Source organism: Catenulispora yoronensis (assembly GCF_039531695.1).
Lineage (GTDB): Bacteria > Actinomycetota > Actinomycetes > Streptomycetales > Catenulisporaceae > Catenulispora > Catenulispora yoronensis.
This window is the reverse complement of the sequence record NZ_BAAAQN010000050.1, coordinates 1-24,974: the sequence shown is the minus strand read 5'-3', so window position 1 is coordinate 24,974 and position 24,974 is coordinate 1. Positions and strand designations below refer to the sequence as shown.

General features: G+C 72.1%; 25 protein-coding genes and 1 other RNA gene. 7 read left to right on the top strand and 19 right to left on the bottom strand.

Features of this window, described 5'->3' with window-relative positions; all coding sequences use genetic code 11:
- Nucleotides 1–28: 28 nt before the first annotated feature.
- Genes ABD481_RS32705 through ABD481_RS32695 form a run of 3 tightly spaced genes read right to left on the bottom strand, consistent with a single transcriptional unit; the run spans nucleotide 29 to nucleotide 3,407 of the window.
- Entirely contained in the window at nucleotides 29–811 is a 783-nt protein-coding gene (locus ABD481_RS32705) for an ABC transporter permease (RefSeq protein WP_344669689.1), read from the bottom strand.
- The gene (locus ABD481_RS32700) at nucleotides 808–2,454 is read right to left on the bottom strand and encodes a DUF1349 domain-containing protein (RefSeq protein ID WP_344669688.1); all 1,647 of its coding nucleotides are present in this window, start codon (nucleotides 2,452–2,454) and stop codon (nucleotides 808–810) included. The genes ABD481_RS32705 and ABD481_RS32700 overlap by 4 nt, the downstream gene beginning before the upstream one ends.
- Nucleotides 2,454–3,407, bottom strand: a complete 954-nt coding sequence (locus ABD481_RS32695; RefSeq protein WP_344669687.1) for an ABC transporter ATP-binding protein — start codon at nucleotides 3,405–3,407, stop codon at nucleotides 2,454–2,456. Before ABD481_RS32695 ends, ABD481_RS32700 begins: the two co-directional genes overlap by 1 nt.
- 134 nt (nucleotides 3,408–3,541) lie before the next feature.
- Here ABD481_RS32695 and ABD481_RS32690 point away from each other — a divergent pair, with 134 nt between their 5' ends.
- On the top strand, nucleotides 3,542–5,074 hold the full coding sequence (locus ABD481_RS32690; protein WP_344669686.1) for a sensor histidine kinase: 1,533 nt from the start codon (nucleotides 3,542–3,544) through the stop codon (nucleotides 5,072–5,074).
- The gene (locus ABD481_RS32685; protein ID WP_344669685.1) at nucleotides 5,071–5,901 is read left to right on the top strand and encodes a response regulator; all 831 of its coding nucleotides are present in this window, start codon (nucleotides 5,071–5,073) and stop codon (nucleotides 5,899–5,901) included. Before ABD481_RS32690 ends, ABD481_RS32685 begins: the two co-directional genes overlap by 4 nt.
- A 95-nt stretch (nucleotides 5,902–5,996) precedes the next feature.
- Here ABD481_RS32685 and ABD481_RS32680 read toward each other — a convergent pair whose 3' ends face one another.
- Nucleotides 5,997–6,269, bottom strand: a complete 273-nt coding sequence (locus ABD481_RS32680) for a hypothetical protein (RefSeq protein ID WP_344669684.1) — start codon at nucleotides 6,267–6,269, stop codon at nucleotides 5,997–5,999.
- A 163-nt stretch (nucleotides 6,270–6,432) separates the two neighbouring features.
- Here ABD481_RS32680 and ABD481_RS32675 point away from each other — a divergent pair, with 163 nt between their 5' ends.
- Nucleotides 6,433–6,924 carry a hypothetical protein gene (locus ABD481_RS32675; RefSeq protein WP_344669683.1) on the top strand — a complete coding sequence of 164 codons (492 nt, stop codon included), beginning with the start codon at nucleotides 6,433–6,435 and terminating at the stop codon, nucleotides 6,922–6,924.
- Between the two features lie 662 nt (nucleotides 6,925–7,586).
- Here ABD481_RS32675 and rnpB read toward each other — a convergent pair.
- Nucleotides 7,587–7,988: RNase P RNA component class A (gene rnpB / locus ABD481_RS32670), an RNA gene on the bottom strand.
- Nucleotides 7,989–8,080: 92 nt separating this feature from the next.
- Here rnpB and ABD481_RS32665 point away from each other — a divergent pair.
- Nucleotides 8,081–8,473, top strand: coding sequence for a VOC family protein (locus tag ABD481_RS32665; RefSeq protein ID WP_344669682.1), 393 nt, complete (start codon nucleotides 8,081–8,083; stop codon nucleotides 8,471–8,473).
- 89 nt (nucleotides 8,474–8,562) lie between these two features.
- Here ABD481_RS32665 and ABD481_RS32660 read toward each other — a convergent pair whose 3' ends face one another.
- The 3 genes from ABD481_RS32660 to ABD481_RS32650 form a co-directional block, all read right to left on the bottom strand.
- Nucleotides 8,563–9,267, bottom strand: coding sequence for a VOC family protein (locus ABD481_RS32660; protein WP_344669681.1), 705 nt, complete (start codon nucleotides 9,265–9,267; stop codon nucleotides 8,563–8,565).
- Nucleotides 9,264–10,793 (bottom strand): RNB domain-containing ribonuclease, encoded by a 1,530-nt coding sequence (locus ABD481_RS32655; protein WP_344669680.1) that lies wholly within the window; start codon nucleotides 10,791–10,793, stop codon nucleotides 9,264–9,266. Before ABD481_RS32655 ends, ABD481_RS32660 begins: the two co-directional genes overlap by 4 nt.
- A gap of 158 nt (nucleotides 10,794–10,951) precedes the next feature.
- The gene (locus ABD481_RS32650) at nucleotides 10,952–12,064 is read right to left on the bottom strand and encodes a PadR family transcriptional regulator (protein WP_344669679.1); all 1,113 of its coding nucleotides are present in this window, start codon (nucleotides 12,062–12,064) and stop codon (nucleotides 10,952–10,954) included.
- Nucleotides 12,065–12,292: 228 nt separating this feature from the next.
- Between ABD481_RS32650 and yaaA the strand changes: the two genes are divergently transcribed.
- Entirely contained in the window at nucleotides 12,293–13,102 is an 810-nt protein-coding gene (gene yaaA / locus ABD481_RS32645; protein WP_344669747.1) for a peroxide stress protein YaaA, read from the top strand.
- A gap of 64 nt (nucleotides 13,103–13,166) precedes the next feature.
- On the opposite strand, the gene ABD481_RS32640 is transcribed toward yaaA, so the two are convergent.
- The 5 genes from ABD481_RS32640 to ABD481_RS32620 form a co-directional block, all read right to left on the bottom strand.
- Nucleotides 13,167–13,814, bottom strand: coding sequence for a hypothetical protein (locus ABD481_RS32640; RefSeq protein WP_344669678.1), 648 nt, complete (start codon nucleotides 13,812–13,814; stop codon nucleotides 13,167–13,169).
- Between the two features lie 76 nt (nucleotides 13,815–13,890).
- A complete protein-coding gene (locus tag ABD481_RS32635) occupies nucleotides 13,891–15,000 on the bottom strand; it encodes a multicopper oxidase domain-containing protein (RefSeq protein WP_344669677.1) in 1,110 nt (369 codons plus the stop codon).
- Nucleotides 15,001–15,073: 73 nt separating this feature from the next.
- Complete coding sequence (locus tag ABD481_RS32630) at nucleotides 15,074–16,357, bottom strand: bifunctional RNase H/acid phosphatase (RefSeq protein WP_344669676.1); 1,284 nt, start codon at nucleotides 16,355–16,357, stop codon at nucleotides 15,074–15,076.
- Between the two features lie 17 nt (nucleotides 16,358–16,374).
- Nucleotides 16,375–17,067 carry a zinc ribbon domain-containing protein gene (locus ABD481_RS32625; protein WP_425559345.1) on the bottom strand — a complete coding sequence of 231 codons (693 nt, stop codon included), beginning with the start codon at nucleotides 17,065–17,067 and terminating at the stop codon, nucleotides 16,375–16,377.
- A 96-nt stretch (nucleotides 17,068–17,163) separates the two neighbouring features.
- Nucleotides 17,164–18,048, bottom strand: a complete 885-nt coding sequence (locus ABD481_RS32620; RefSeq protein WP_344669674.1) for a Nif3-like dinuclear metal center hexameric protein — start codon at nucleotides 18,046–18,048, stop codon at nucleotides 17,164–17,166.
- 125 nt (nucleotides 18,049–18,173) lie between these two features.
- Here ABD481_RS32620 and ABD481_RS32615 point away from each other — a divergent pair, with 125 nt between their 5' ends.
- Nucleotides 18,174–19,097, top strand: a complete 924-nt coding sequence (locus ABD481_RS32615) for an NADP-dependent oxidoreductase (protein WP_344669673.1) — start codon at nucleotides 18,174–18,176, stop codon at nucleotides 19,095–19,097.
- Here ABD481_RS32615 and ABD481_RS32610 read toward each other — a convergent pair.
- From ABD481_RS32610 to ABD481_RS32585, 6 genes are all read right to left on the bottom strand, one after another.
- Nucleotides 19,087–19,602 carry a DivIVA domain-containing protein gene (locus ABD481_RS32610; protein ID WP_344669672.1) on the bottom strand — a complete coding sequence of 172 codons (516 nt, stop codon included), beginning with the start codon at nucleotides 19,600–19,602 and terminating at the stop codon, nucleotides 19,087–19,089. The genes ABD481_RS32615 and ABD481_RS32610 overlap by 11 nt on opposite strands.
- A 98-nt stretch (nucleotides 19,603–19,700) precedes the next feature.
- Nucleotides 19,701–20,243, bottom strand: a complete 543-nt coding sequence (locus ABD481_RS32605; protein ID WP_344669671.1) for an isochorismatase family protein — start codon at nucleotides 20,241–20,243, stop codon at nucleotides 19,701–19,703.
- A 24-nt stretch (nucleotides 20,244–20,267) separates the two neighbouring features.
- Nucleotides 20,268–20,957, bottom strand: a complete 690-nt coding sequence (locus tag ABD481_RS32600; protein ID WP_344669670.1) for a double zinc ribbon domain-containing protein — start codon at nucleotides 20,955–20,957, stop codon at nucleotides 20,268–20,270.
- Nucleotides 20,958–20,975: 18 nt separating this feature from the next.
- Nucleotides 20,976–21,905 (bottom strand): 3-oxoacyl-ACP reductase, encoded by a 930-nt coding sequence (locus ABD481_RS32595; protein ID WP_344669669.1) that lies wholly within the window; start codon nucleotides 21,903–21,905, stop codon nucleotides 20,976–20,978.
- A gap of 6 nt (nucleotides 21,906–21,911) precedes the next feature.
- Complete coding sequence (locus ABD481_RS32590) at nucleotides 21,912–22,991, bottom strand: Zn-dependent alcohol dehydrogenase (protein ID WP_344669668.1); 1,080 nt, start codon at nucleotides 22,989–22,991, stop codon at nucleotides 21,912–21,914.
- A 55-nt stretch (nucleotides 22,992–23,046) separates the two neighbouring features.
- Nucleotides 23,047–23,904, bottom strand: a complete 858-nt coding sequence (locus tag ABD481_RS32585; RefSeq protein ID WP_344669667.1) for a MaoC/PaaZ C-terminal domain-containing protein — start codon at nucleotides 23,902–23,904, stop codon at nucleotides 23,047–23,049.
- A 163-nt stretch (nucleotides 23,905–24,067) separates the two neighbouring features.
- Between ABD481_RS32585 and ABD481_RS32580 the strand changes: the two genes are divergently transcribed.
- Nucleotides 24,068–24,814, top strand: coding sequence for a hotdog family protein (locus ABD481_RS32580; protein ID WP_344669666.1), 747 nt, complete (start codon nucleotides 24,068–24,070; stop codon nucleotides 24,812–24,814).
- Nucleotides 24,815–24,974: the final 160 nt, after the last annotated feature.

Sequence of the window (24,974 nt, the reverse complement as noted above, 5' to 3'; positions counted from 1 at the left end):
CGCACCGTCCGCCCGCTGCCCGACCCCCTCACACATCCCGGAGCCGCATCACCACCCCTCCGACTCCCAGCGCCCCGAAGGCCCACAGCGCCAGCACCCCCACGCCCTGCCAGGGCGACAACGGCTGCCCCGCGACGTCGACCGTCGCCTGCACCGTCAGCCCGGCCTGCATCGGGGACATCTGCTGCGCGTGCCGGTGCCAGTCCGGGTCGGAGATCACCGCCGCGACGATCGGGAACAGGTACAGCAGTCCGAGCACCGCTCCGACGGCGATCGCCGAGTCGCGGACCAGGGCCGTCACCCCCATCGCGAGCAGCGCCACCAGCACCAGGTAGAGCACGGAGCCGAAGGCGGCGCGCGCGGTCGCCGCGGTGATCAGATGCGGACCGTATCCGTTCGCGGCCGTGAATCCGTTCCCCGGCAGCAGCACCAGGGCGCACACGACCGACCCGAGCACCGCCAGCACCCCCGCGGCGGCGGTCAGCCCGGCGACGACCACGGCCTTGGCGCCCAGCACCAGTTCCCGGCGCGGCATCGCGGCGAAGGTCACCCGGATCATTCCGGTGCCGTACTCCTCCCCCACCGCGAGCACCGCCAGGACGGCCACCAGCGCCTGCCCGACGGTGACCCCGAGCAGGCCGACCTTCGCCGGGTCCTCCCCGCACTGCGGACCGTCGCAGCTCACCGCGGCGGCCGAGACCGCGCTCAGCCCGGCCGTCAGCACCACGGCGGCGAGCAGCAGCCACGCGGTGCCGGCGACCGTGCGGAGCTTGGTCCACTCGGCGTGCAGTGCGTCACGGAAGGCGGTCACGCGTCCCTCCGCGCGAGCAGTCGGTGGGCCAGGGCGTAGGCGACGGCGGCGTAGAGCGCCAGGACCGCGAGGCCCAGCCAGGGCGAGAGCGGGTAGTAGCCGCTGGCGGGCGTGTGGACGGCCTTCACCTGCGGCCAGGCGGTGATGGTCTGCTGCACCGCGAACGCGGCGGCCGGGGTGAGGCGGGTGAGCCAGTCGGCGGCGGTGCCGGGCAGGACCGAGGCGACGGCGAGGATGTAGGGCAGGACGATGATCACGATCACCGCCGCCACCGCGGCGGCGCCGCGCCGGAGGATGGTCCCCACCGCCAGCGCCAGCACGGCGGCCACCGCCATCAGGGCCGCGGTGCCGACCACGAGCCGGATCACGGCCTCGGTCGAGGCGTGGAAGACGTAGAGCCCCTTGCTGTGTTCGAGGGCGGTGACCACCGGGATCGCCGCCGCGGCCGCGACCAGGCCGGCGACGAACGCGGCGGAGCCCAGGACCACGGCCTTGGCGGCGAGCAGCCGGCCCCGGCGCGGGCTGGCGGCCAGCGAGGTGCGGATCAGGCCCCGCCGGTACTCCGAGGTCATGGTCAGCGCCGCCACCACGATCACCGCGATCAGGCCCGCGAAGGTCCCGGCCAGGGCGCTCTCCAGGGACTTCCCGGCGCCCTCGTCGGGATTGGCCGGGGCGATGTCGCCGCTGCCGGTGACGGTGAACGCGTCGGCGCCGGTGGCCGACGCGCCGACCTGGCCCAGCGGGCCGTTGGCGCCGCCCGGGCCGGAGTCGGCGGTGCCGGTCCGCGGGACGGTCCAGCCGTCGGCCCCCGACCCGGCGGCAGTGCTCTGCCCGGCGACGGCGATGTGGTCGAAGGCGCCGGTGGCCACGGTCGGGCCGGTGTTGGTGGCGCTGCCGCCGAAGCTGTTCCGGATCACCGAGAACTCCGGCGAGGTGGCGAACACCCCGACCTCGACGTCGTGCGGCAGGTGCCGCAGGGTGGCGCTGCCGATCCGGGTCCAGGTGGTCCCGTCGGCGGACTCGTAGCCGGTGAGGGTGTCGCCGGCCCGGGTCAGGCGCAGCCAGCGCGGGGCGGCCGCGGAGACCGGGCCGAGCCGGCCGGCGAGGTCGCCGGTGTAGTCGTACTGCATCCGCACTCCGTGGTCGCCGGTGGCCAGCACCGCGGCGTAGGTGGAGCCGGCGGCGGTGCCGTCCTTGACCAGCACCCCGGCCTTGGACCACGGTTGCAGGCCGTCGGCCAGGCCGGTGGTCCCGCCGCCGGTGGCCGGGCCGCCGCCGGTCGGGTCGTAGCGGCCGGTGAAGGCGGTCAGCCGCGCGGTGATGCTGCCGTCGCCGGACAGGGTGCGGTGCACGAAGGCCTCCTCGTCGACCACCTCCCGGCCGTCGGCGCGCTTCGGCGGCGTCGAGGCGGCGCAGGTGCCGGTGGCGTGGGCGGCGCCGCCGCGCGCGCCGTCGACGTTGTCGCACCGGCTCTGGCTGCCGGCCGGGCCGAGCATGCCGATGCCGACGGTCAGGAAGACGGCCGCAAGCAGCCCGATCATCCAGCCGCGAACGGTGCGCAGCTTGGTCCACTCGGCGTGCACCAGGTGGCCGAAGCCGTCGCGGGACGGGGCGGCCGCCGGGCGGGTCAGGACGTCGGCCATCACACCGCCTCCGGGGCCGGGGCGGCGCGGAACTCGACCGCGTCGCGGGTCAGGTCCATGTAGGCCTCCTCCAGGGAGGCGCGGTGCGCCGAGATCTCGGAGAACGGCACGCCGCCGGTGTTCAGCGCGCGGACCACCTCCTCGGTGCCGAGCCCGTCGACGGTGAGGGTGTCGGGGCCGGTGACCCCGACGGTGCCGCCCAGGCCGGCCAGCGCGGTGGCGGCCTCGGCCCGGGCCGTGGTGCGCAGCACCACCCGGCCGCCGGAGGAGCGGGCGATCAGCTCGGCCACCGGGGTGTCGGCGATCACCGTGCCGCGGCCGACCACCACCAGGTGGTCGGCGCAGCCCTCCAGCTCGCCCATCAGATGGCTGGAGACCAGCACCGCGCGGCCCTCGGCGGCCAGCGTCCGCAGGTAGCCGCGGATCCAGACGATGCCCTCCGGGTCCAGGCCGTTGAACGGCTCGTCGAGCAGCAGCGCCGGCGGGTCGCCGAGCATCGCCGCGGCGATGCCGAGCCGCTGCCGCATGCCGAGCGAGTAGCCGCCGGCCTTGCGGCCGATCACCGCGCCCAGCCCGGACTGCTCGACCACCTCGTCCACCCGCTTGGCGCCCAGCCCCTGGGAGTGCGCCAGCCACAGCAAGTGGTTGCGGGCGCTGCGGCCGGGCTGGAGCGCGGCGGCGTCCAGCAGCGCGCCGACGTGGCCGAGCGGACGGCGCAGCCGGGCGTAGGGCACGCCGCCGATCAGCGCCCGGCCCTCGTCCGGGGTGTCCAGGCCGAGGATGACGCGCATGGTCGTGGACTTGCCGGCGCCGTTCGGGCCGACGAACCCGGTCACCGTGCCGGCGGCGACGTCGAAGGTCATGCCGTCGAGGGCCGCGGTGGCGCCGTAGCGTTTGCGCAGCCCCTGGACCGCGATCGCGGTCGGCGGGGGTGGTGCGGTCATGGAGGTCATGGTCCTGAAGGCTAGGTTCGGGTGGGCACTCGTATCGTCCCGCCAGGGAGCAATCTCGCACGTCCCCCGCTCGGGGGAGACCGATCCCCAATATGGGGGAGGTGCCAGGACGCGGCGCCGACCAGAATGAAGGAGTGCTCCAGGACCGCGGCGCCAGCCGGTACCGATCCGCGACGCCGACCGGTACCGACCGGAGCGGCGCCGCCCGCAGCAGCGCCGACCAGAGCAGCGCCAACCAGAGCAGCGCCGCCGACCGGGCCCTCGGCGAACCCGGCACCGCTTCGACCGCGTCCGTCGGCTCCGAACCGCCGCGCACCCAAGGCCCGCTCGCGGATCGGCCCCCCATGGACCATCAGCCCACGGACCATCAGCCCATGGACGATCCCCCCACGGACCGGACCTCCACCGACGCGTCGCGCGAACACCTGTGGTCCGAACGCCTGGACCGGTTCGCCTCGGCCCCGCACCTCCCGGCCTGGCCGGTGGCCGTGCTCACCGCCGCGTCCGCGGTCGAGGCGCTGATCCGGACAGCGGTGCAGGTCAGCAATGGCGCCAGCACCTCCGGCACGGTGGCCATCGCCCTGTTCCTGGCGCTGTGCTCGACCGTGCCGCCGGGCTTCCTCGGCCCGTGGGGCGCCGCGGCCGCGACGGGCACGGCCGCCGTGCTGTCCCTGACCACGAGCGACTGGGTGACCGGGGCCGGGGTGCTGGCCCTGCTGACGGCGCTGTACCGGCTGGGCTGGGCCGCCGACCCGGCCGGGGCCGGCCGGCTCGCCCGGCTCTCCCGGCTCGCCCTGATCGGGCCGATGATCCCGTTCCCGATCATCGCCCTGACCTCGACCCGGGGCTCCTATTCCGGATTCCTCGCCATCGCTCTGGGCGCGCTGGTCCCGGCGGCGTTGTTCGGCGGGGCCGCGGCCCGGGCCCGCACGCAGGCCCGGGTCCACCACGCGGCCCGCGAGGCGGTGGCGCGCTCGCTGGTCGAGCACACGGCGCGCGGCGAGCGGGCCCGGATCGCCCGAGAGCTGCACGACGTGGTGGCGCACCACATCTCGATGATCGCGGTGCAGGCCGAGACCGCGCGGCTGGCCACCCCGGGGCTGCCGCCGCTGGGCGCCGAGCGGCTGCTGGCCATCGGCGACACCGCGCGCGCCGGGCTGACCGAGATGCGGCGTCTGCTCGGTGTGCTGAAGGAGGACGTGGGTCCGGCCGACCAGGGCGCCGAGCGGCGTCCGCAGCCCGGGCTCCAGCAGCTGCTGACCTTGGTGGACGACGCGCGCCGCACCGCCGGGACCGCGACCCGGCTGATCGTCTCCGGCACCCCGACGGCGCTGGACCCGGGGGTGGAGCTGGCGGCGTACCGGATCGCGCAGGAGGCGCTGACCAACGCCCGGCGGCATGCCCGGGGCGCGCCGGTCGACGTGGAGCTGCGGTTCTCGGCGGAGTCGCTGCGGCTGCGGATCATCGACTCCGGCACCGGGTTCGACGTCCGGGACGCCGGGTCCGAGGCCGCGGCGAGCGGGCACGGGGTGTCCGGGATGCGGGAGCGGGCCGCCTCGGTCGGCGGGCGGCTCCAGGCCGGGCCGTGCTCCACCGGCGGATTCCTGGTCCAGGCCTGGCTCCCGGTCGATCCGGAGACGCCGTTCGCGGAGCGGAGTCCGGCATGAGCACCGAATCCGCGGCTCCGGAGGCCGGGGCGGCGGCGCCGATCCGGGTGGTGATCGCCGACGACCACCTCGTGGTGCGCACCGGTTTCGCCGCGCTGCTGGCCACGCAGCCGGACTTCGTCGTCGTGGGCACGGCGGCGGACGGCGAGGAGACGGTGCGGCTGTGCCGGGAGGTGGCGCCGGACGTGGTGCTGATGGACGTCCGGATGCCGGTCACCGACGGGATCGAGGCCACCCGCCGGGTGGTCGCCGAGGCGGCGCCGCGTCCCGGCGGCGGGCCCCGGATCCTCATCCTCACCACGTTCGACCTGGACCAGTATGTCTACGACGCGCTGTCGGCGGGGGCCAGCGGGTTCCTGCTCAAGGACGCCACCGCCGAGCGCCTGTTCGAGGCGGTGCGGGTGGTGGCGGCCGGCGAGGCGCTGCTGGCCCCGGGCGTCACCCGGCGGCTGATCAGCGAGTTCACCCGGCTGCGGCCGGGATCGGGAACGCCGGGAACACCGGGAACGCCGCGCGGGGCGGCCGGGCCCGGCGGCGGCGCCGGAGCCGGCCCCGGCCCCGGCTCCCACGCCACCACCGGGCCCGGCGGCCCGCGCCCGGCACCGAACCCCCGGCTGGCCACGCTCACCCCGCGCGAGACCGAGGTCCTGCTCCTGGTCGCCCGCGGCCTGTCGAACCCGGAGATCGCGGCCACGCTGGTGGTCACCGACGAGACCGTCAAGACGCACGTCAGCAGGATCCTGACCAAGCTGGGCCTGCGCGATCGCACCCAGGCCGTGGTGGCCGCCTACGAATCAGGCCTGGTGGTGCCGGGGGCCGAGGCGTGACCGGCCGGGCCGGGAAGGGGCTTCCCGTGGCGTGTTCACGTCGATGGACCAGGGGGGTGGCCCACCGCACGCCACGGGAAGGTCTTGGGGGCGGATCAGACGGGCGGCTCGGCCCACGGCCGGGTCGAGACAGACTTCGCATACGGGACGCGATAGCTGTAGGCGTTGATCGCGATCCTGGTGACGGCGGCGTCGTCGGCCCAGAGGTACTCCGACGGACCCTCGGCCGCCGTCGGGTAGTTGAACACGACGTCGTCGGCGAGCCACTTCACGGCCTCGGCCACCCGGGTCCGCATCGTCGCCGCGACGGCTCCGCCGCCGGTCATCACATCCGTCGTCGCCGGCGGAGCTTTCACGGTCTTGTTCATCACTGGATCCCCGTCCGTATCAGATCTTCCACATTCATGGTCACGGCCGAGCCGGTGTGACTTCCAGAAGTCCGAACAACCCCGTACAGCCCGTACGGCTCCGTAACCCGTGCGCGTATCTCTCTGCGACAGAGCTTTTCTGTCGCTCAAAGAGGAGATTCAGATGCGTGTTCGCAAACTGGGAATCGGAGCAGTCGTGGGTACGGCCACCATCGCTGCCGCCATACTCGCCGGCCCGAGCGCCTACGCCAGCGGCGGAGGCGGCGGTGGCGGCGGCGGCGGCCGTCCCTGCGGCCCGACCCACAACGCCTCGGGCTCCGGCTCGCACGGCACCGGCTGGACCCTGAAGTCCAAGTACGACGACGACGGCGCCAAGCCCGGCGTCGTGGTCGGCGAGGAGTTCCAGATCAACACCCAGGCCGCCGGCCAGGTGTGGCACGTCCAGCTGGCCGACAACGGCCTGGTGTTCTTCGACAAGGTGCTGACGTCCACCACGGCCGGCATCACCGCCATGAGCAACACGCCCGACCAGGGCGGGACCGACCAGGTCATGACCGCGACCGCGACCAACCAGGGCAGCGGCGAGACCATCACCAACGCCACCCTGACCGTCCCCGGCCCGCCGCCGGCGGCCTGCGGCCAGGGCGCCGGCTGACCCCGCGCACCACGGCACAGCACAGCACAGCACAAGCCCGCAGGCCGCCTAGCCGACCGGCCGGCCGGCTGATCGACAGAGAACGAACCACCCCGTGAACAACCTTGGCCCGGCCGTCGCACAGGCCGGGCCAAGGCCACGTTCAGCGGCCCGAGCCGCTCCGGCCGGCGCCTACCTGCTTCTCGGGTCCTGTGTGAAGACAAGCAACCGGCCGCCAACCGAGGTCAGATACGCAACGATCCCGCTGCCCACCACACTGCACAGCACACCCGCCACGCCAGACGACCTCAGCCCTGAGGCGCAGAAAGCCAGCCAAGCTGCCACGAACGACGCTGGAACGGCCAACGCCAACATGCCGAGCAGTATGCGGGTGCGCATGGTGGGCGTCCCTCGCTGGGCGCCGAAAAAGCCGGAACTCGACAGCGTGTACGCCAGCCAAAAGATGGGCAAGCCAACAGACAACCGCAGTACCGTGCGAAGCTTATGCACATCTCCACGATGCGCTGCCTCGGCGTATTTGGGAACGCGCCGGGGAAGCTTGCCGCGAACTGGCGCTGGGAACTGGCAACGAAAGCCGGGAGTCACACCCCGCCAGCCAGCATCCGCCTCCCGCGGCTGCTTCAAAGCCGCCGAGCCAGGATCTGGCCGTTTACACAGGTTATGCGGCGAGTCGGCCATAAGCCGGATTCTGTCCTGCGCCGAAGCGCAGTGGCGACCATCCATCTAGGACGCGCGTCGCCGCGCGTCTCGTGCGGTCTACCCGCAGGCTCGGACGGACCGTCCTCAGACACCTGCGCAGAGCGCGGTTTCCCGCGTTCCTCTTGACCTTGCTCCGGGTGGGGTTTACCAAGCCGCCCGGGTCACCCCGGGCGCTGGTGAGCTCTTACCTCACCGTTTCACCCTTACCTGCCTGCCCGACTGACGCCGGGCGGACGGGCGGTCTGTTCTCTGTGGCACTGTCCCGCGGGTCACCCCGGGTTGGTGTTGCCAACCACCCTGTCCTATGGAGTCCGGACTTTCCTCGACGCCGGGAATCCCGCCGCCGCGATCGCCTCACCGACTCGCCGCCGGTCCAGTATACGGCGGTGGCCGGCGGCACCGGACCGCGACTCAACTGATTTGCGCCCGAGGCGCCGGTGCCGCAAAAGTGGCGCCCATGACCGTGATACGCAACATCACCTTGGACGCGAACGACCCTTACACTCTCGGCAAGTTCTGGGAGGCGGTGCTCGGCTGGCCGATGGATCCCGAATGCGCCCCCGGCGACGGCGAGGTACTCCTGGAGGGCCCCGAGGGCCTGCCGAACCTGCTGCTGATCGAGGTCCCGGAGCGCAAGTCGGCAAAGAGCCGCATGCACTTCGACCTGATGCCGCAGACCACGCGGGACGAGGAACTGGCGCGCGTGCTCGCCCTCGGGGCGAAGGTCGTCGAGGACCACCGCAAGGCCGACGGCGCGGGCTGGGTGTGGTGCGAGGACCCCGAGGGGAACGCGTTCTGCGTGGAGCGCAGCGAGGCTGAGCGGGAGCAGCAGGCGGCCGCAGCGAGCTGAGCCAGCGAACCAACCGCAAGCCCAGCCCAGAACCCGGCCCCGAACCCGGCCCCGACCCCCGACCTTGTCCACTGCCCGACCCCGACGAATCAGTCCGGCTGCCGTCCCTGCCACGTCGTGATGCAGACCTCGTTGCCCTCGGGATCGGCGAGTACCCAGAACGCGGGCGCCTCCGCGTCGTAGGTCACCCGGCCGCCGGCTTCGATGCCGGCGGCGATGCGGCGCCGGGCCTCGTCGTGGGGGACGCAGAGGTCGAAGTGGATGCGGTTGCGCTGGGGGCGGGGGGCGTCCATCTGCTGGAACCAGATCGCCGGGCCTTGGCGGAGCGGGTCGACGAGGGCGTCGGTCGGGCCGTCGCGTTCGGGCTCGTCGATGTAGGCGAACAGCGCTTTCCAGAAGGGTCGCACCGCCGGGATGTCCAGGGCGTCGACGGCGATCTCCACAAGTTGCAGGGAGCGTGCCGACGGGGTGCCGACCTCGGGGTCGGTGGTGAAGCCGGACGCGGCCAGGGCCTGCGTGACGCGGGCGGCGAGCGCCGTGTCGACGTCGGTGACCTGGGCGGACTCGGTGTTCTGGAGCACCAGGACGACCCGCTCGGCCCGCAGGTCGAGGCGCAGGTGGCGGTCGGCGTCGGGGCCGCAGGCGGTGACGGCGGCCAGCGCGGCCTCGGTCCCCCGAGCGAGGGACTCGACGACCACCGTGGTCCGCAGCTCCCCCAGCAGGTAGCGCCAGCCGATGTCCTCGACCGCGTCGGACGCCTCTCGCATCCGTAGTAGGTGTTCGTTTCCTGTCATGGGGTGCTCACCGAGTCGTTGGAGCCGTTGTTGTTCTTCACCGGCCGGTCCCGCACCGTGTAGGCGGGGTCCGTCGCCTCGAACAGTATCCGCCGCGTCTTCAGGTCCGCGTCGACCAGCCGGACCTGGATCTCCCGGCCCAGCGGCAGGTCGTGGCCGTCGCACCGGGCCCGCACCGCCGGCTGCGTCAGCTGCACGACGCCGACGTCCGGCTTTCCGTTGTGGTCCCAGTCGATGCGCTCGTTCAGGTCGATGACGACCGCGTCGAACTCCTCGCCGACGCGGTCCTTGAGCAGCATCGTCTCGACCAGGTCCACGCATTCGCGGTCGACCGAGTTGCCGCGGCGGTCCGCGCCCTCCATCACCGTCGGCAGCTTCGCCAGCTCCGAGCGGGCCCACTCCGGAACCTCGGTCCCGGCGCTCAGCGCGACGCACACCTCGCCGGCGTAGCGGTCGGCCAGGCGCCGCAGCGGGGCGGTGACGTGGGCGTACGTGCTGGCCACCGCCGAGTGCCCGGCCTTCTCCGGCACCTCGCCGTCGAAGGCCGTGTAGCCGGCGCCGCGCATCAGGGTCGTGGTCTCCTGTAAGAACGCCGCGTGCGCCGGGATCGCCGGGTCCAGGGTGCGGATCAGCTCGCTGTAGCTGACGCCGTCGGGCCAGCGGATCTTCAGCGCGCGGGCCACGCGGCGCAGCCGGTGGTAGGCCAGGGCCGGCGGATCGGGCATGGTGCGCAGCAGACCGACCTTGCCGGCGACCATCAGGCCGGCGGCGGCCATGCCGGTCAGCAGCGAGATCTGGGCGTTCCAGTTCTCCACCGGCAGCGGCGTCTGGTACTCCAGCGCCCAGCTGTCGCCGTGCTGGACCACGGCCTGCGCCGGCACGTTCAGGCTTATCCCGCCGCGGTCGGCCTCGCGCTGCTGCCGCAGCATGCCGATCTCGCGCAGCAGCTGGATCACCGGCTCGGCCGTCCCGGCGTCCAGGGCCGCCTGGGTCCCGGCGTAGTCGAGCTTGGCCCGGCTGCGGACCCGGGCGCGCCGCACGTCGACATCGGTGATCTCCCCGGAGGAGTCCAGGTCGACGCGCCACAGCAGCGCCGGGCGCAGCCGGCCCGGTAACAGCGAGGCCGCGCCCTCGGAAAGGACCTCCGGGTGCAGCGGGATGCGCATGTCGGGCATGTAGTAGGTCTCGCCGCGCCGGTGCGTCTCCAGGTCGAGCGCGCCGCCGGGCGTCACGAACGCCGCCACGTCGGCGATGGCGTAGTACACCCGGTAGCCGCCGCCCTCGCGCTTCTCCAGATGCATCGCCTGGTCCAGGTCCTTCGACGTGGCCGGGTCCAGGGTGACCATCGGGAGGTCGGTGGCGTCGGTCTCCGGCAGGCGCGGCGCCTTCGCGGCGGCCTCCGCCTCGGCGAGTGCTTCCGGCGGGTACGCGCCGGGAAGCTGCAGCTCGACGCGGACGGCGTCGAACCCGGCGGCCAGGTCGGAGGCCGGAACGGCGGACCCGACCGTGAGGACTCTTTGCGGCATGCCAGCACCCTACGGGGCGCGGGCCGCGATTAGCACGTGTGCTGCGATCATCATCATGCGCGCCGGGGTGGCGCGGGCCGGGGATATCGCGCGGTTTCCCCCGCCACCCCGATCTCCCGCACCACCCCTGGGTGATCAGCGGCGGGCACCGCGGCGCTTCAGTCCTCCGACGAGTCCCCCGCCAGAATCCGGTACAGCGCCTGCCTCGCCCCGACCAGGACCCGCGAGGCCTCGCTGCGCTGGCTCTCGGTCCCGACCTGGATCACCTGCATGTAGGCCATCGCCAGCTGGGCGATGACGTCGCGGAGCTTGGTGGCTTCCTCGGTGGCGCCCTCGTCCTCCTCGACGCCCTCCCACGGCGCCGTCCACTCGGCGCGGTGCTCGTGCACGAACGACTGTCCCTCTTCGGTGAGCGCGAACATCTTGCGCCCCTCCCCCTCCGTGGTCCGGACGATTCCCTCGTCCTCCAACTGCTGCAGAGCCGGGTAGATCGACCCGGAACTGGGCTTCCACGCCCCGTTGGTGCGCTTCTCGATCTCCTGCATCAGCTGGTAGCCGTTGGCCGGCCCCTCGTCGAGCAGGATCAGCACCGTTATGCGCACGTCCCCGCGGCCGGCGCGGCTGCGGCCGCCGTGGCGGCGCCGTCCGCCGGGGCCGGGGCCGCCGCCGAACATCGCGCCGAGGCCGCCGAGGATGTCGAACGGCGTGAAGGTCCCGCCGGCGCCGGAGATCGGCGGCAGCGGCGCCCCCGGGGGCATCGGCGGCATGGGCGGCATCGGGGGCATCGGGCCCGGACCCATCCGCGGGCCGCCGGACCAGCCGTAGCCGCCCCGGCCGCGGCCTCGGCCGTCGCCGCGCTCGCCCCGGTCACCGCGGTCGCGCCGCTCGCCGCGCTCGCCCCGGCGGTCCTCGTGCCGCTGCCGGTAGTAGTCCTTGAGTTCCTGTTCGCGTTCGCGCGCCTCCTGCTGAAGCCGCTGCTTCAGCTCCCGCTCCCGCTCGGCCGCCTCCTTCTGCGCCCGGCGGGACTCCTCGCGCAACGCCTGCATCTCCGCGCGCAGCTCCTGCTCGGTCGCGCGGGAAGCCCGCTGCGCCTCATGCACGTTCTGTGCCAACGGCTCGTCCCGCTGGCCCGGCTCGTCCGGCTGGTCCGGCGCGTCGTGCTGGTCCGGCTGGCCCTGCGTGTTCTCGTCGCTCTGCTCGGTCGATGCGCTCTGCTCGTTCAGTTCGTTCTGCTCGTTCAGTTCGTTCTGGTCGTCCCGCTCGTCAGCCATCTCGCCGCCTCCACTTCCGCTCACCGGCGACTGTCGTCGCTTTTCAACGCTATGACGGATTGCGTCGCGCTGCCGTGGACAGCGCCCCTGCTGCACCCACCCGCCGTGTCGAACAGTCCATCGAAGCTGTTCTTCGATACTTCAACGATATGTCGTTAACTATCGCCAGGCAAGCCCGGTCGGCCGGATGAAGCGGATCCGGGCCCGAGGTGCGCCAGAATGATCGGCGTGCTCATCCTGCTCCCGCCCTCCGAAGGCAAAGCCGCACACGGCGCCGGCCCGGCCGTGGACCCGGCCGCGCTGGCCTTCCCGCAGCTGGCCAAGACCCGGAAAGCCCTGCTGACGGAGCTGGCCCGGGTGTCCAAGGGCCGCGCCGCCACCGCGCTCACCGTGCTCGGCCTGTCCCCGAACCAGGCCGGGGAGCTGGAGGCGAACCGCGACCTGACGACCGCCCCGACGCTGGCCGCCGCCGACCGGTACACCGGGGTCCTCTACGACAACCTCGACCTGCCGGGACTGCGCGCCGACGACCCCGAGGCCTACGCCCGCGCCGAGGCGCGGATCCTGACCTTCTCCGGGCTGTGGGGCGTCGTGCGGCCGGGCGACGCGATCCCGGCCTACCGGCTCTCCGGCGGCGTGACACTGCCCAAGGCCGGTCCGGTGGCGAAGGTGTGGCGGCAGGCCCTGACCCCGGCGCTGGCCCCGGCGGTGGCGAGCGGGCTGGTGGTGGACCTGCGCTCGTCCACCTACGCGGCGATGTGGCGGGTCCCCGCGGACGCCGCCGACCGCGCGGTCACGGTCCGGGTGCTGCACGAACGTCTGGTGGACGGCGTGCCGAAGCGGAGTGTCGTCAGCCACTTCAACAAGGCGGCCAAGGGCCGCCTGGCACGCGCCCTGCTGGTCGGGGACGTGGCCGCGACGACGCCGAAGGAACTCGCCGAAGCGTTGCAGGACTTGGGGTTCCGGACCGAGACCACGGCGCCCGCCAAGCCCGGAACGGCGTGGACGATCGACGTGGTCGTCGACTCAGTGGTCTGAGAGCGGTCCTAGCTACCTAGCCCCCGCCCTAGCCCTAGCCCTAGCCCTAACCCCTAGCAGCCCCTCAGCTCTTGGCCCCGCACAACGTGTCCAACGGCTTGGCAGCCTCGGCGACCTTCTTCTGATCGGCCTCGGTCGAGGCGTGCGCCGTCGTGTCGGACCCGAGTCCGGAGTAGGCGTTGGCCAGCGCCTGCAACGTCGTCTTCAACTCGGTGTTCTTCGTCTTCGTCGCCTGGGTCCGCAGCGCGGTGGCGGCGGTCTTGTAGTCCGCGCCCATGTGCTTGGGCGAGTCCTTGTCCGACTCCACCTTCTGCTGCGCGGTCAGCAGCGCCTGCCGCACGGCCGTGCAGGCGGTGTGGTCGACGTCCTTGCCGACCGACGGCGTGCTCGACGGCTTGTCCGGCGTCGGTGTGGGCTGCGGGCTGGGGGTGGTGGCCGGCGCGGTGGACGCGGACGGCGTGCTGGTGGTCAGCGCGTGGGTCGAGGCCGCGTTCTTCGGCTGCACCGTGACCGAGCAGCCGGCCAGCAGAGCGGTCGTGGCGACGGCCGCCGCCACGGCTTTGGCGGCGGCGGCCGGCCACGTCCCTCCGGCCCGGGCGGTGGCTCCGGCCCCGATCCCGATTCCGGTTCGGGCCTCGACCCGGGCCTCGCTCTCGATCCCGATCCCGTTCCCGTCGTCGTGGTTCGCGCGCCCCGGCCCCATCCGTTCCATGGGCCCGGAGTCTATCGACGATCACCGAGGCGCGAGGGTATCCCCGGAAGATCGCTAAAGCTTGGCGGTCTCGCGGTCAGTTCTCGGCGATGTAGCGCCCGACCATGCCGCCCATCATGTGGTCGGTGACGTGGCAGTGGTACAGCCAGTCCCCTGGATTGTCCTCGGTGTACTCGACGGTGATCGCCGTCGACGGGCCCAGGATCTGCGAGTCGGTCCACTTCACACCGTCCCACCAGCGGTGGCCGTGTAAGTGGAAGACGTGGAACTCCTTGCCCAGGGCGGCGATCCGCCAGCGGACCTTCTCGCCGGCCTTGGCCGTGAAGGTCGGGGTGTTGTCGAGGAAGGCGTAGCCGTTGAAGCAGTCCATGTCCTGTGTCAGGGATGGAACATCGCTCTGGTAAAGGTCGTGGAAGAACAGGAAGAACTCCCGGTCGACCTTCGGAGTCGTGTGGTCGGTGATGGCTATCAGGCCGAGCAGCCCAAGTTCGGCGCCGACTTCCGTCACCAGGTTGCCGCCCATGTCCATGCCGGTGGCGCTGGGACCGCCGCCGGGATAGAAGGGCGTGAGGTCCTGGGGCATCGAGTGGTCGTGATACGGCCAGGAGCCGACCGAGTTCGGCTTCGCCCGCCACGTGTACGTGTAGGTCTCGCCGTACTTCACGGCGCCGCCGGGGTGGTCGGGTGCGATTGCGAGCCAGGTGCCGTCGGAAAGGTTGTCGTACTCCACGCCGTGCGGGTGCATCGAATGCGGGAACTTGTAGAAGGAGTCGTTGTTCTTGAAGTGGATGACGATGGTGTCCCCGACCTCACCGCGGATGACCGGCCCGGGGATCCCGGCGTTCGGGCCGATGTCGTCGCCGGCGGGCAGCGGTCGGCCCCAATGTTCGGTGTAGGCGCGGTAGCCCACGGCGTGGAACGTGGTCTGGTCGGCGGTGAAGGTGCTGCCCATCATCCCGTCGCGACCGTTCGGGACGAGATTCCTTTCGAAGGCGTCGGCTTGGATCCAGTACTCGCGCACGCGGCCGTGTCTGGCCGCGGGCGCGGCAGTGCCGGCCGGCTGCTGTTCGCTGGCCGAAGCATCCCCGGTGAAGGTGACACCGACGGCGACCCCTCCGACCGCCGCGGTGCCGACAGCCGCGCCGAGCAGGCCGCGACGACTCACAGTGCTTGCGCTGGGTGACATAAGCGCAGGGTAAAACCGCCTCGGCCGCGTCTACTATGGGGTTCGTAGAGGTCAGACGAGCGAACAACCTGCCCTACATGGCCAGATGCGCGGTGTCGTTGAACAGCCGCAACGAACTACGGCCGTCGCCGTAGTAGGTCACGACCGACAGCGACGCGGGCGACAGCTCCATCGCGTAAAGCGCTTCGGGCGGGGCGGCCAGGGCGTCTCGAATAAGGGTTTTGATGGGCGTGACGTGCGAAACCACCAGCACGGTCCGGCGCGTGTGGCGCTTCAGCACCCCGTCGCGGGCAGCGAGGACGCGTTCGGCGACGGCGTCGAAGGACTCGCCCTTAGGTGGTTTCGCCGACGGGGACGCGAGCCACGCCTGAAGCTCCTCGGGCCATCTCTCACGCACCTCGGCGAAGGTGTAGCCATCCCAGATCCCGAAATCGGTCTCGCGGAACCCTTCGTCGGTCTCCACCGACAGCCCGAGCGCGTCGGCGGCAGCCTGCGCGGTCTGCCGGGTACGGGCCAGCGGCGAGGAGACGACGGCGTCGATGCCACCACGTGCGGCCAGGCGCCGGGCCACGGCGGCGGCCTGCGCACGGCCGGTGTCGGCGAGGTCCGGGTCGCCCGAGCCGGAGAAACGCTTCTCGGCGGTGAGCGGAGTGGCGCCGTGGCGCAGGAGGATCAGCGTGGTCGGGGGACCGAGGTCCGGGGCCGCGGACCAGGTGGGCTGAGTGGGCTGGGCAGTGGCCGCCAGACCTGGAGCAGCAGAAGACGCGGAAGAAGACGCGGAAGCCGAAGAAGAACCGAAAGCCACCGCCACGCCCACGCCCGCGCCCGCGCCCGACGCCATCGGCTCGGTACCGGACGCCGTCGGCTCGGCATCCGCCAACGCCTCCCGCGCCGCCCGGAAAGCCGCGATCATCGCCTCGGCCTCGGCCATCTTCTCCGCCGCGGCCTCCGGCTTGTCCAACGCCAGGTTCCCGAGCGCGTCAGCCCTCTTGTTCTCGGCCCGCGGCACCCACGTGTACCGGACCGCGCCCGCTCGCGGGAACGCGGCACGGGCCTCCGCCGCCAGCGGGCGGATGGCCGGATGCTTGACCTGCCACTGGCCGCTCATCTGCTGGACCGCGAGCTTGGAGTCCATGCGCACCTCGACCTCGGCGTCCGGGTCCAGGGCATACGCGGCGCGCAGGCCGGCGATCAGGCCGCGGTACTCCGCGACGTTGTTGGTCACCACGCCGAGGCCCTCGGCCAGTTCGACCAGGACCTCGCCGGAGGCGGCGTCGGCGACGAGCGCGCCGTAGGACGCCGGGCCGGGGTTGCCGCGGGAGGCCCCGTCGGCCTCGACGACGAACGTGCGCGCCATGCGCCCTGCCCCTGCCCCTACAGGCCGGAGTCGGGGACGCGCACCAGGATGCGGCCGCATTCCTCGTGGCGGACGACCTGGTCGGGCGCGGCCGCCTTGATCGCGTTCACCTCGCTGATGTCCAGCTCCAGGCGGCAGCCCTCGCAGCGGCGCTGGCGGATGGCCGCCGCGCCGATGCCGCCGCTGGACTCGCGGACCCGCTCGTAGAGCGCCAGCAGGTCCTCCGGGATGGTGCCGGACGTGGTGGCGCGCTCGCCGGTGAGCTTGGCGGCCTCGGCGTCGATGCCGCCCTGGGCGGCGGCGACCGCGGCGCCGATCTCGTCGCGGCGGGACTGGGCCTCGTCGCGCTGCGCGCTCATCTCGGCGACCCGGGCCTGGGCCGTCTCCATCCGCTCCATGACCTCCAGGACCACGTCCTCCAGGTCGGACTGGCGGCGGGCCAGGGTGTCGAGTTCGTGCTGCAGGTTCTCCAGGTCCTTGGCCGAGCCGCGGCCGGAGGCCAGCAGCTGCCGGTCCCGGTTGGCGCGGTTCACGACCTGTTCGACGTCGGCCTCGGCCTTCTTCTGCTCGCGCGCCACGTCGCCCTCGGCGGTCTCGGCGGCGATCAGGACGTCGCGCAGGTCGGCGAGGCGCTGGTCCACCTTCTCGGCCTCGGCCAGCTCCGGCAGGGTGCGCCGCTTGTGCGCCAGCTGGGCCAGCCGGACGTCCAGGCCTTGCAGGTCCAGCAGCCGGAGCTGGTCGGCGGGGTTCGCGTTCAGGGCAGTGCCTCTCTCTTGACTTGTCGAGCGTGCGGACGCCGCCGGCGCTCAGCCGGCCGCCACGTGGGCGGTCCACGGATCAGTGACCAGCGTGGAGACGTACGTCTCCACGTTAGTACCGGCGGCGGCGAGCGTGGTACGCAGAGTGCGGGCGGCCCCCTCCAGCCACGGCCACTCGCTGGCCCAGTGCGCGACGTCGACCAGGGCCAGGCCGCCGGCCTCCAGGGCCTCGGAGGCCGGGTGGTGCCGCAGGTCGGCGGTGACGTAGACGTCCGCGCCGGCCCGCCGCGCGGCCCCGAAGAAGGTGTCGCCGGCGCCGCCGCACACCGCCACCCGGCGCACCGGCCGCTCCGGGTCCCCGGCCACGCGCACGCCGCCGGAGGTGGCCGGCAGGGCCGCGGCGACCCGGGCCGCGAAGGCCGCCAGCGGCTCGGCGTCGGCCAGTTCCCCGACCCGGCCGATGCCGAGCTCGGGGTTCCCGGCCCGGGCGTCCAGCGGCCGCAGGTCCCCGACGCCGAGCGCGTGGGCCAGCGCGTCGGACACCCCGGGGTCGGCGGAGTCGGCGTTGGTGTGCGCGGTGAACAGCGCCACGCCGTTGCGGATCAGCTTGTGCACCAGCCGGCCTTTGAAGTCGGTGGCCGGCACGCCGTGCACGCCGCGCAGGAACAGCGGGTGGTGGGTGACCAGCAGGTCGGCGCCGCGCTCGATCGCCTCGTCGATCACGGCGGCCACCGGGTCGACCGCGAAGGCCACGGTGCGCACCGGCTCGTCCGGGTCCCCGCACACCAGTCCGACGGCGTCCCACGGCTCGGCCCACGACGGGTCGTAGAGCCGCTCCAGGACTGCGACGACGGCGCGCAGCGAGGCCGCGGCAGGCTCGGAGGAGGCGGCTGGGGCGGCGGCCTCGGCGGCGGCGTTCGGGGACTGCGGCATGGCCGATAGGTTACCGGGCCGCCCGGCCGCTTCCCCGATTGATCGATCCGGCGTGCGGGACCGCGGCTCAGGCCGCAGATTCGTCTCACAAGATCGCGTCACGAACGCCACGAGGGAGGCACCAGATGCGCGCAGTCGGTGTGAAGGGGTACGGGGCCACGCCCGAACTGCTCGACGTGCCGAAGCCGGCCGCCGGGCCCGGCCAGCTCCTGGTGCGGGTGGAGGCGGCCGGGATCAACCCGGTGGACTCCGCCATCGCCGCCGGCCGGTTCGGGAAGCCGCCGCTGCCGCTGGTGCTCGGCGTGGACTTCGCCGGCCGGGTCGAGGCGCTGGGCGACGGCGTCTCCCGGTTCGGCCTCGGCGACGCGGTGTTCGGCCGCGCCGCCGGCACCTACGCCGAATACGTGGTCGTCGACGAGACCGGGCCGGTGGCGCTGGCCCCGGACGCCGTCGAGCTCAAGACCTCCGCGGCGCTGCCCACCGCCGGCGCCACCGCGCTGGGGATCCTGGACCGGGCCGACGTCCAGGGCGGCGAGAGCCTGCTGCTGATCGGCGCGGCGGGCGGCGTCGGGACCTTCCTCACGCAGCTGGCCTCGGCGCGCGACGCCCGCGTGGTGGCGGTGACGCGCGGCGACGAGAGCGTGCGCATGGGCCTGTTCGGCGCGGCGGTGACGGTCGACGCGACGGCGGAGAGCCTGGCCGACCGCATCGAGCGCGACGAGTACCCCGAGGGCGTGGACGTGCTCGTGGACCTGGTGTCGGCGGACCCGGACGCGTTCGCGGCGAACAAGCAGCTGGTCCACGACGGCGGGGTCGCGGTGAGCACCCGGGGCGCGGTGAGCGAGCACGGGGTCGTGCAGTCCGGCGTGGAGGAGGTCGCGTTCGTCGTGGAGCCGACCGGCGATCTGCTGGCCTCGCTGGCCAAGGAGGTCGACGCCGGGACGTTGAAGGTGTTCGTGGAGGCCGAGGTGCCGCTGGACCAGGCGCCGCAGGCGGTGGCGCGGATCCAGGGCGGAGGGGCCCGGGGGAAGACGATCGTCAAGCCGTGAAGCGCTGCCCCTGGAGGAAGGCGTCGACGTCCCGCCGGTCGTAGCCCCGGCGGGTCACGGTGAACGTCGGCGCGGGACCGGGGCGGTGGCCCCGCGCCAGGGCCCCGGCGACCTCCGCGAGGTAGACGTCCACTTCCTTGTAGTCGTAGCCGACGCGGCTGCGCCGGAACCGGGCGCCCTCGACGAGCGAGATCATCTCGGCCGCCCGGGGATCCAGATCCGGGCCGCCGCCGGTCGCGACCAGACGCGCGGCCAGCTCGTCGAGCAGCGCGTCGACGGCGCGCACGTCGTAGCCGACCCGCAGGTCCGTCACAGTGCGGAACAGGACCGCCCGGACCCAGGAGGGTTCGGGCGGTTCGGCCAGACCGAGCCGGGCCACGGCGTCGGCGACGAACGCGTCGACGTCCTGCGCGACGTAGCGGCGCAGGCCGAACCTGGCCTTGACGAGGCGGGCGTGCTCGTCGGTCAACCAGCCGGCCAGACTCTTGACGCTGTCATCCACCATTGCGGCAGCATGCCTTACCCGGGGCCGGGCCGCCAGGGGATCATTGAATCAGGATGCTGGTTCCGGTCGGGTTCGCGCGTCGGCTCTGGAGGCCGGCGTCACAGGTAGTCGGCGACGGCCGTGACCGTCCCGAACCGCGGGAACGTCACCCGCACCGCAAACTCGTGCTCCTCGGCCGTCAGCGCGGACATCGCGTCGGCGGCGAATTCGAGCTCGTAGCCCAGGTCCGCGGCGACCCGCGCCGTCGATTCGACGCCCATGTTGGTCATCAGGCCGCCGAACACCAGGGTGTCCACGCCCAAGTCCTTCAGGCGGGCGTCCAGCTCGGTGGTGGCGAACGCGCCGACGCTGCCCTTGACCAAGGTCACGTCGCCGGGTCGCACCAGGTCCTCGGCGAAGCCGCTGCCGGGCGGCTGCTCGGCGACGTTCGGCCGGTCGACGCGGATCAGCACGACCGGACGGCCGGCGGCGCGGAAGGCGGTCGCCAGGTTTCGGGACCGGTCCAGGACCTCCTCGCCGGTGTTCGGAGCCACCGGCAAGGAGATCAGGCGTGGCATCAGATCGATGAGAACCAGTGCGGTCGTCGGGGTCGTCGAGGTCGTCGGGGTTGTCGAGGTCGTCGGGGTTGTCGCAGTTGTCACGCGCCGACTTTAGGGGCTGAGGCCTTACTGCGGCGCCCCGCACTCCGGGCAGAACTTCGACCCGCTGGGCACGTCCACGCCGCAGCCGCCGCACGTCCCCGGCGCGTTCTGCTTCGCGCCGCACTCGGGGCAGAACTTCGCGCCGTGCGTCTCGTGGCCGCAGGACAGGCACACCAGCTGCTTCTGCGTCGTGACGTCGATCTCGGCGGCCATCGCCTCCCCGACCTCGCGGGCCCGGGAGGTGGCGGCGTTGACCTGCCCCTGGTGCCGGGCGGTCTCGACCTCGGCGGCCAGGTCCGGCGCGCAGCTGACGCACAGGCCGCGGTCGGCGCTGAAGCACCGCGCGCAGACGTAGGAAGTGCAGCGCGCACAGCGGTGGAAGTGCTGCGCGGCGGCCTCGATCGCCTGCTTGAACGAGTTGTCGCGGGCCTTGTGCCAGCCGCTCTGCACCAGGCCGTCCACGCCCTCGGCGACGTCCCAGCCGACCGAGGACGCCGCGCCGTTGGCCATGTTGGCGGCGCGGCGGATCCAGCCGGCGGCGCGCGCGGTCCTGTAGGGCTCGAAGCCGCTGCGCCAGGTGTCGCGGCAGTGCTGGCAATAGAACTCGAACTCGAAGCCGGCGTCGTTGCCGTACTGGACCGAGTGGTCGGAGTGATTGTTGCTGAACCACAGTGTGTCGGCCATGTGCCCGAAACCCCCCAAGCGAACGGTCATTGAGGGAAAGAATAGGGCTCAGCGGCGTCTCATCGACAACACCTCGTGGGCGGAGAATCCCTCGCCGGGCGGCTTGCCGTCGAAGTGGGAACCGAGGCCCGTCTCCAGTTCAGCGACGGTGAACGTCTCCTGTGCCGAGTCCCAGCGCTCCTCGACGACGGGGCGCCGCATCAGCAGCACCATGCCGCCGTGGACGACGAACAGCTGGCCGTTGACCTTGTCGGCGGCCGGGGAGGCGAGATAGGCGACCAGCGGGGCGACGTGCTCGACGGCCAGCGGGTCCATGCCCTCGGCGGGGACCTCGAAGCCGGCGAAGACGTCCTCGGTCATCTTGGTGCGGGCGCGCGGGCAGATCGCGTTGGCGCGGACGCCATAGCGCGCGCAGCCGTTGGCGGTGGCGGTGGTCAGGCCGACGATGGCGGCCTTCGCGGCGGCGTAGTTGGCCTGACCGGCGGCACCGGCGAGGAAGGCCTCGGAGGAGGTGTTGACGATGCGGCCGTAGACGGGTCCGTTGCTTGCCTTGGACTGCTCGCGCCAGTGGGCGGTGGCGTGGCGGGTCATGGCGAAGTGGCCCTTCGCGTGGACGCGCAGGACGTCGTCCCATTCCTGCTCGGACATGGAGAAGACCATGCGGTCGCGCAGGATTCCGGCGTTGTTGACGAGGATGTCGAGGGATCCGAAGGAGTCGACGGCCAGGCAAGTGAGGGACTCGGCGTAGGCGAAGTCGGAGACGTCGCCGGCCGAGGCGACGGCCTGGCCGCCGGCCTTCACGATGTCGGCGGCGGTGCGGTCGGCGATCGCCGGGTCGTGGTCGTTGACCACGACGGCGGCGCCCTGCCGGGCCAGCTCCAGGGCCTCGGCGCGGCCCAGGCCGCGGCCGGCGCCGGTGACGATGGCGGCGCGGCCGGTGAGGGAGCCGGTGAGGGAGCCGGTGAGGGATGTCGTCATAGCGAGTCAGACCTCGATGATCGTCCGGATCGCCTCGCCGGAGCGGAGCAGGTCCAGGGCTTGGTTGATGTCGTCGAGCTTGAGCCGGGCGGTGATCATGCCCTCCAGGTCCAGCCGGCCGGCGCGCCACAGCGCGATCAGGCGGCGGTACTCCCGACGGGGGTCGGCGCCGCCGTAGTAGGAGCCGAGGATGCGCTTGTTGTCGAAGAACAGCTGGAACATGTCGAAGGTGACCAGGTCGTCGTTCTTGCCGGCGCCGACCACGGTGACGGTGCCGCCGCGCCGGGTCAGCGCGTAGGCCTGCCGGACGAGCGCGGAGCGGCCGACGACCTCGAACACGTAGTCAAAGCCCGCCTTCCCGGTGACCTCGGCCTTGGCGGCGTCGGCGTCCTCGGGCTTGACCGCGCGGGTGGCGCCGAAGCGGAGGGCGGCGGCGTGCTTGGACTCCACCGGGTCGATGGCGACGATCTCGGCGGCGCCGGCGATCCCGGCGCCCTGGATCACCGAGATGCCGACGCCGCCGGCACCGATCACCGCGACCGAGGAGCCGGGCTCCACGCGGGCGGTGTTCAGCACCGCGCCGACGCCGGTGGTGACGCCGCAGCCGATGAGGGCGGCGACGTCGAAGGGGACGTCGTCGGGAATCTTCACGGCGCACTGCCAGGGGACGACCATCTCCTCGGCGAAGGTGCCGCTGCCGGCGAAGCCGTAGATGTCGGTGCCGTCGAGCCGGAAGTGGGGCTGGAAGGTCATGCCGAAGAAGATGTTGACGCACAGGTTGCCCTCGCCGCGCCGGCACGACTCGCAGCTGTCGCAGGGCGGGTTCCAGCAGACGACGACGTGGTCGCCGACCGCCACCTGGGTGACGCCGTCGCCGACCGCGACGATCTCCCCGGCGCCTTCGTGCCCGGGGACGAAGGGGGCGGGCTGGGGGATGACGCCGGTCATCGCGGAGAGGTCGGAGTGGCAGACGCCGGTGGCGCGGATGCGGATGCGGACCTGGCCGGGGGCGGGGGCGGCGAGGGTGATGTCGTCGCGGAGGGTGAGGGTTTCGCCGCCGGTTTCGAAGAGGACTGCTGCGCGCATGGGGGACCTGTTTCTGGGGGGGTGTTCGTTGTTCTTGGTTCTTGGTTCGTGGTTCTTAGGGCTGGTAGTTGAGGACGGTGTTGGCGAGGACTAGCGCGTCGTCGCGGTCGGCGGAGGTGGAGACGAGGTCGACGCGGCCGGCGCCGTCGTCCCACATCTTGACGCGCATGGTCTCGCCCGGGAAAAAGACCCCGGCGAAGCGGGTGGAGTACTCGGTCACGCGGGCCACGTCGCCGGCGAGGACGGTGTCGACGGCGGCCTTGCAGGTGATGCCGTAGGAGCACAGGCCGTGCAGGATCGGGCGGTCGAAGCCGGCCATGGCGGCGAAGTCGGGGTCGGCGTGCAACGGGTTCCAGTCGCCGGAGAGGCGGTAGAGGAGAGCCAGTTGGTCGAGGGTTTTGATCTCGACGACGTGGTCGGGAGCGCGGTCGGGGGTGGTGTCGACGGTGGAGGGACCGCGTTCGCCGCCGAAACCGCCCTCGCCACGGACGAAGATCTGGGAGTGGCTGGTCCACAGCGGACCGTCCGCGTCGGTGATAACGCTCTCAGTGCGGATGACGGCGGCTTTGCCCTTGTCCCAGATGTCGGTGACACGGCTGGTGGCGGTGGCCTGACCGGTGGTGGGGATGGGGCGGTAGAGGGTGATGGACTGGCCGCCGTGGAGGACGTTGACGAGTTGGATGTCGAGGCCGGGGTTGGAGAAGAGGGAGAAGCTGAGGGCGCCGCCGGCTACGACGGGGAAGGTGGGGAGGACTTTGAGGGTCTTTTCGTAGACGTAGGAGAGTTGGTGGGGGTCGGTCGGGGGGACGCCCGCGCCAAGGCCTAGGTGGTAGAGCTGGATGTCTTTGGGGGTCCAGGCCAGCTCGGCGGTGGCCGGGGGGGCGGCCAGGGCTTTGGTGGGGTTGATGGGCATGGGGCGGGGGTCCCTTCGGGGTGCGGGTGCGTCCTGGGGGGTGGTGGCGCTGTTTTCGGCAAACTAGAACACGTTACTGTCGGATGCAATGGTCGTTGGGGTCTGGGTGACTGGGAGTTGGATCGGTATGACGGAAGTGGGAGCTGAGGCTGGAGCTGAGGCTGTGGCTGAGGCTGTGGCTGAAGTTAATGAGCAGGTTGATATACGCCGGGCTTGGCTGGATGAGGATGAGGTGGGGTTGTCTGCGGCGCGGGTTGCGAAGAGGCGGTTGGTGGAGGAGGTGCGGCGGTTGGTGGATGTGGTTTTTCAGATGGATTGTGGGGATGTGGGGTATGGGGAGGGGGGTGATGGTGATGGTGATGGTGATGGCGAGCGTGCGGCGCGGTTCATGGCGATGGCTGCGGAAGTTGGAGCTCTTGCGGATCGTGTTGGGGAGCTGCCGCGTATCCCGCGTGCGGAGGTCGATGGCGCGAACGTCAGCCAGGCGCGGCGGCAGGATGCTTTGCTCGTTGAGCGGTCCACGATCAATGGGCGTGGCAATCCGCTGGCCCCACCGGTGCGGATGTGGGCTGATGGTGATCTGATTCGCGCCGAGGCGTACTTCAACGCACCGTATGAGGGACCGCCAGGGCGAGTGCATGGTGCGTGGGTGGCGGCGTGCTTTGATGAGGTGCTTGGGTGCGCGCAGGGGGCGTCGGGGGCGTTTGGCTTTACAGGGACGCTCACTATTACGTTGCGGCGCGCGACTCCGCTATACACGAAGATCAGTTATGAGGCTGGGTTCTCGCATCGCGAGGGGCGCAAGATCCATGCGTGGGGTCGGTGCTATGCCAATGGGCAGTTGACGGCTGAGGCGAGTGGGGTGTTTGTCGTGCCGGTGTTTGGTGGGGTTGGGCATGGGGCGGTGTAAGGGATGTTGTCGTGTTCGTGTTCGGTAGGAAGATCAAAGACATCCCTGGAGTTAGGGCTGTCAAGTGGTGATGGGTTCGTGCTGGTTTGTCCAGGCGGTGGCTTCGTCGTAGAGGGTGCCGGTTTTCAGGCAGCCGTGCAGGATCCCGACGAGGCGGTTG

Bases quoted from the DNA above. Each gene is read 5' to 3' on its own strand.
- ABD481_RS32610 (WP_344669672.1), bottom strand. From the start codon at position 19,602: ATGGTGGATGACAGCGTCAAGAGTCTGGCCGGCTGGTTGACCGACGAG.
- ABD481_RS32655 (WP_344669680.1), bottom strand. From the start codon at position 10,793: ATGCCGCAAAGAGTCCTCACGGTCGGGTCCGCCGTTCCGGCCTCCGAC.
- ABD481_RS32665 (WP_344669682.1), top strand. From the start codon at position 8,081: ATGACCGTGATACGCAACATCACCTTGGACGCGAACGACCCTTACACT.
- ABD481_RS32650 (WP_344669679.1), bottom strand. From the start codon at position 12,064: ATGGCTGACGAGCGGGACGACCAGAACGAACTGAACGAGCAGAACGAA.
- ABD481_RS32595 (WP_344669669.1), bottom strand. From the start codon at position 21,905: ATGACGACATCCCTCACCGGCTCCCTCACCGGCTCCCTCACCGGCCGC.
- ABD481_RS32585 (WP_344669667.1), bottom strand. From the start codon at position 23,904: ATGCCCATCAACCCCACCAAAGCCCTGGCCGCCCCCCCGGCCACCGCC.
- ABD481_RS32700 (WP_344669688.1), bottom strand. From the start codon at position 2,454: ATGGCCGACGTCCTGACCCGCCCGGCGGCCGCCCCGTCCCGCGACGGC.
- ABD481_RS32675 (WP_344669683.1), top strand. From the start codon at position 6,433: ATGCGTGTTCGCAAACTGGGAATCGGAGCAGTCGTGGGTACGGCCACC.
- ABD481_RS32630 (WP_344669676.1), bottom strand. From the start codon at position 16,357: ATGGCGCGCACGTTCGTCGTCGAGGCCGACGGGGCCTCCCGCGGCAAC.
- ABD481_RS32695 (WP_344669687.1), bottom strand. From the start codon at position 3,407: ATGACCTCCATGACCGCACCACCCCCGCCGACCGCGATCGCGGTCCAG.
- ABD481_RS32600 (WP_344669670.1), bottom strand. From the start codon at position 20,957: ATGACCGTTCGCTTGGGGGGTTTCGGGCACATGGCCGACACACTGTGG.
- ABD481_RS32590 (WP_344669668.1), bottom strand. From the start codon at position 22,991: ATGCGCGCAGCAGTCCTCTTCGAAACCGGCGGCGAAACCCTCACCCTC.
- ABD481_RS32615 (WP_344669673.1), top strand. From the start codon at position 18,174: ATGCGCGCAGTCGGTGTGAAGGGGTACGGGGCCACGCCCGAACTGCTC.
- ABD481_RS32640 (WP_344669678.1), bottom strand. From the start codon at position 13,814: ATGGAACGGATGGGGCCGGGGCGCGCGAACCACGACGACGGGAACGGG.
- ABD481_RS32660 (WP_344669681.1), bottom strand. From the start codon at position 9,267: ATGACAGGAAACGAACACCTACTACGGATGCGAGAGGCGTCCGACGCG.
- ABD481_RS32620 (WP_344669674.1), bottom strand. From the start codon at position 18,048: ATGCCGCAGTCCCCGAACGCCGCCGCCGAGGCCGCCGCCCCAGCCGCC.
- ABD481_RS32635 (WP_344669677.1), bottom strand. From the start codon at position 15,000: ATGTCACCCAGCGCAAGCACTGTGAGTCGTCGCGGCCTGCTCGGCGCG.
- ABD481_RS32685 (WP_344669685.1), top strand. From the start codon at position 5,071: ATGAGCACCGAATCCGCGGCTCCGGAGGCCGGGGCGGCGGCGCCGATC.
- ABD481_RS32680 (WP_344669684.1), bottom strand. From the start codon at position 6,269: ATGAACAAGACCGTGAAAGCTCCGCCGGCGACGACGGATGTGATGACC.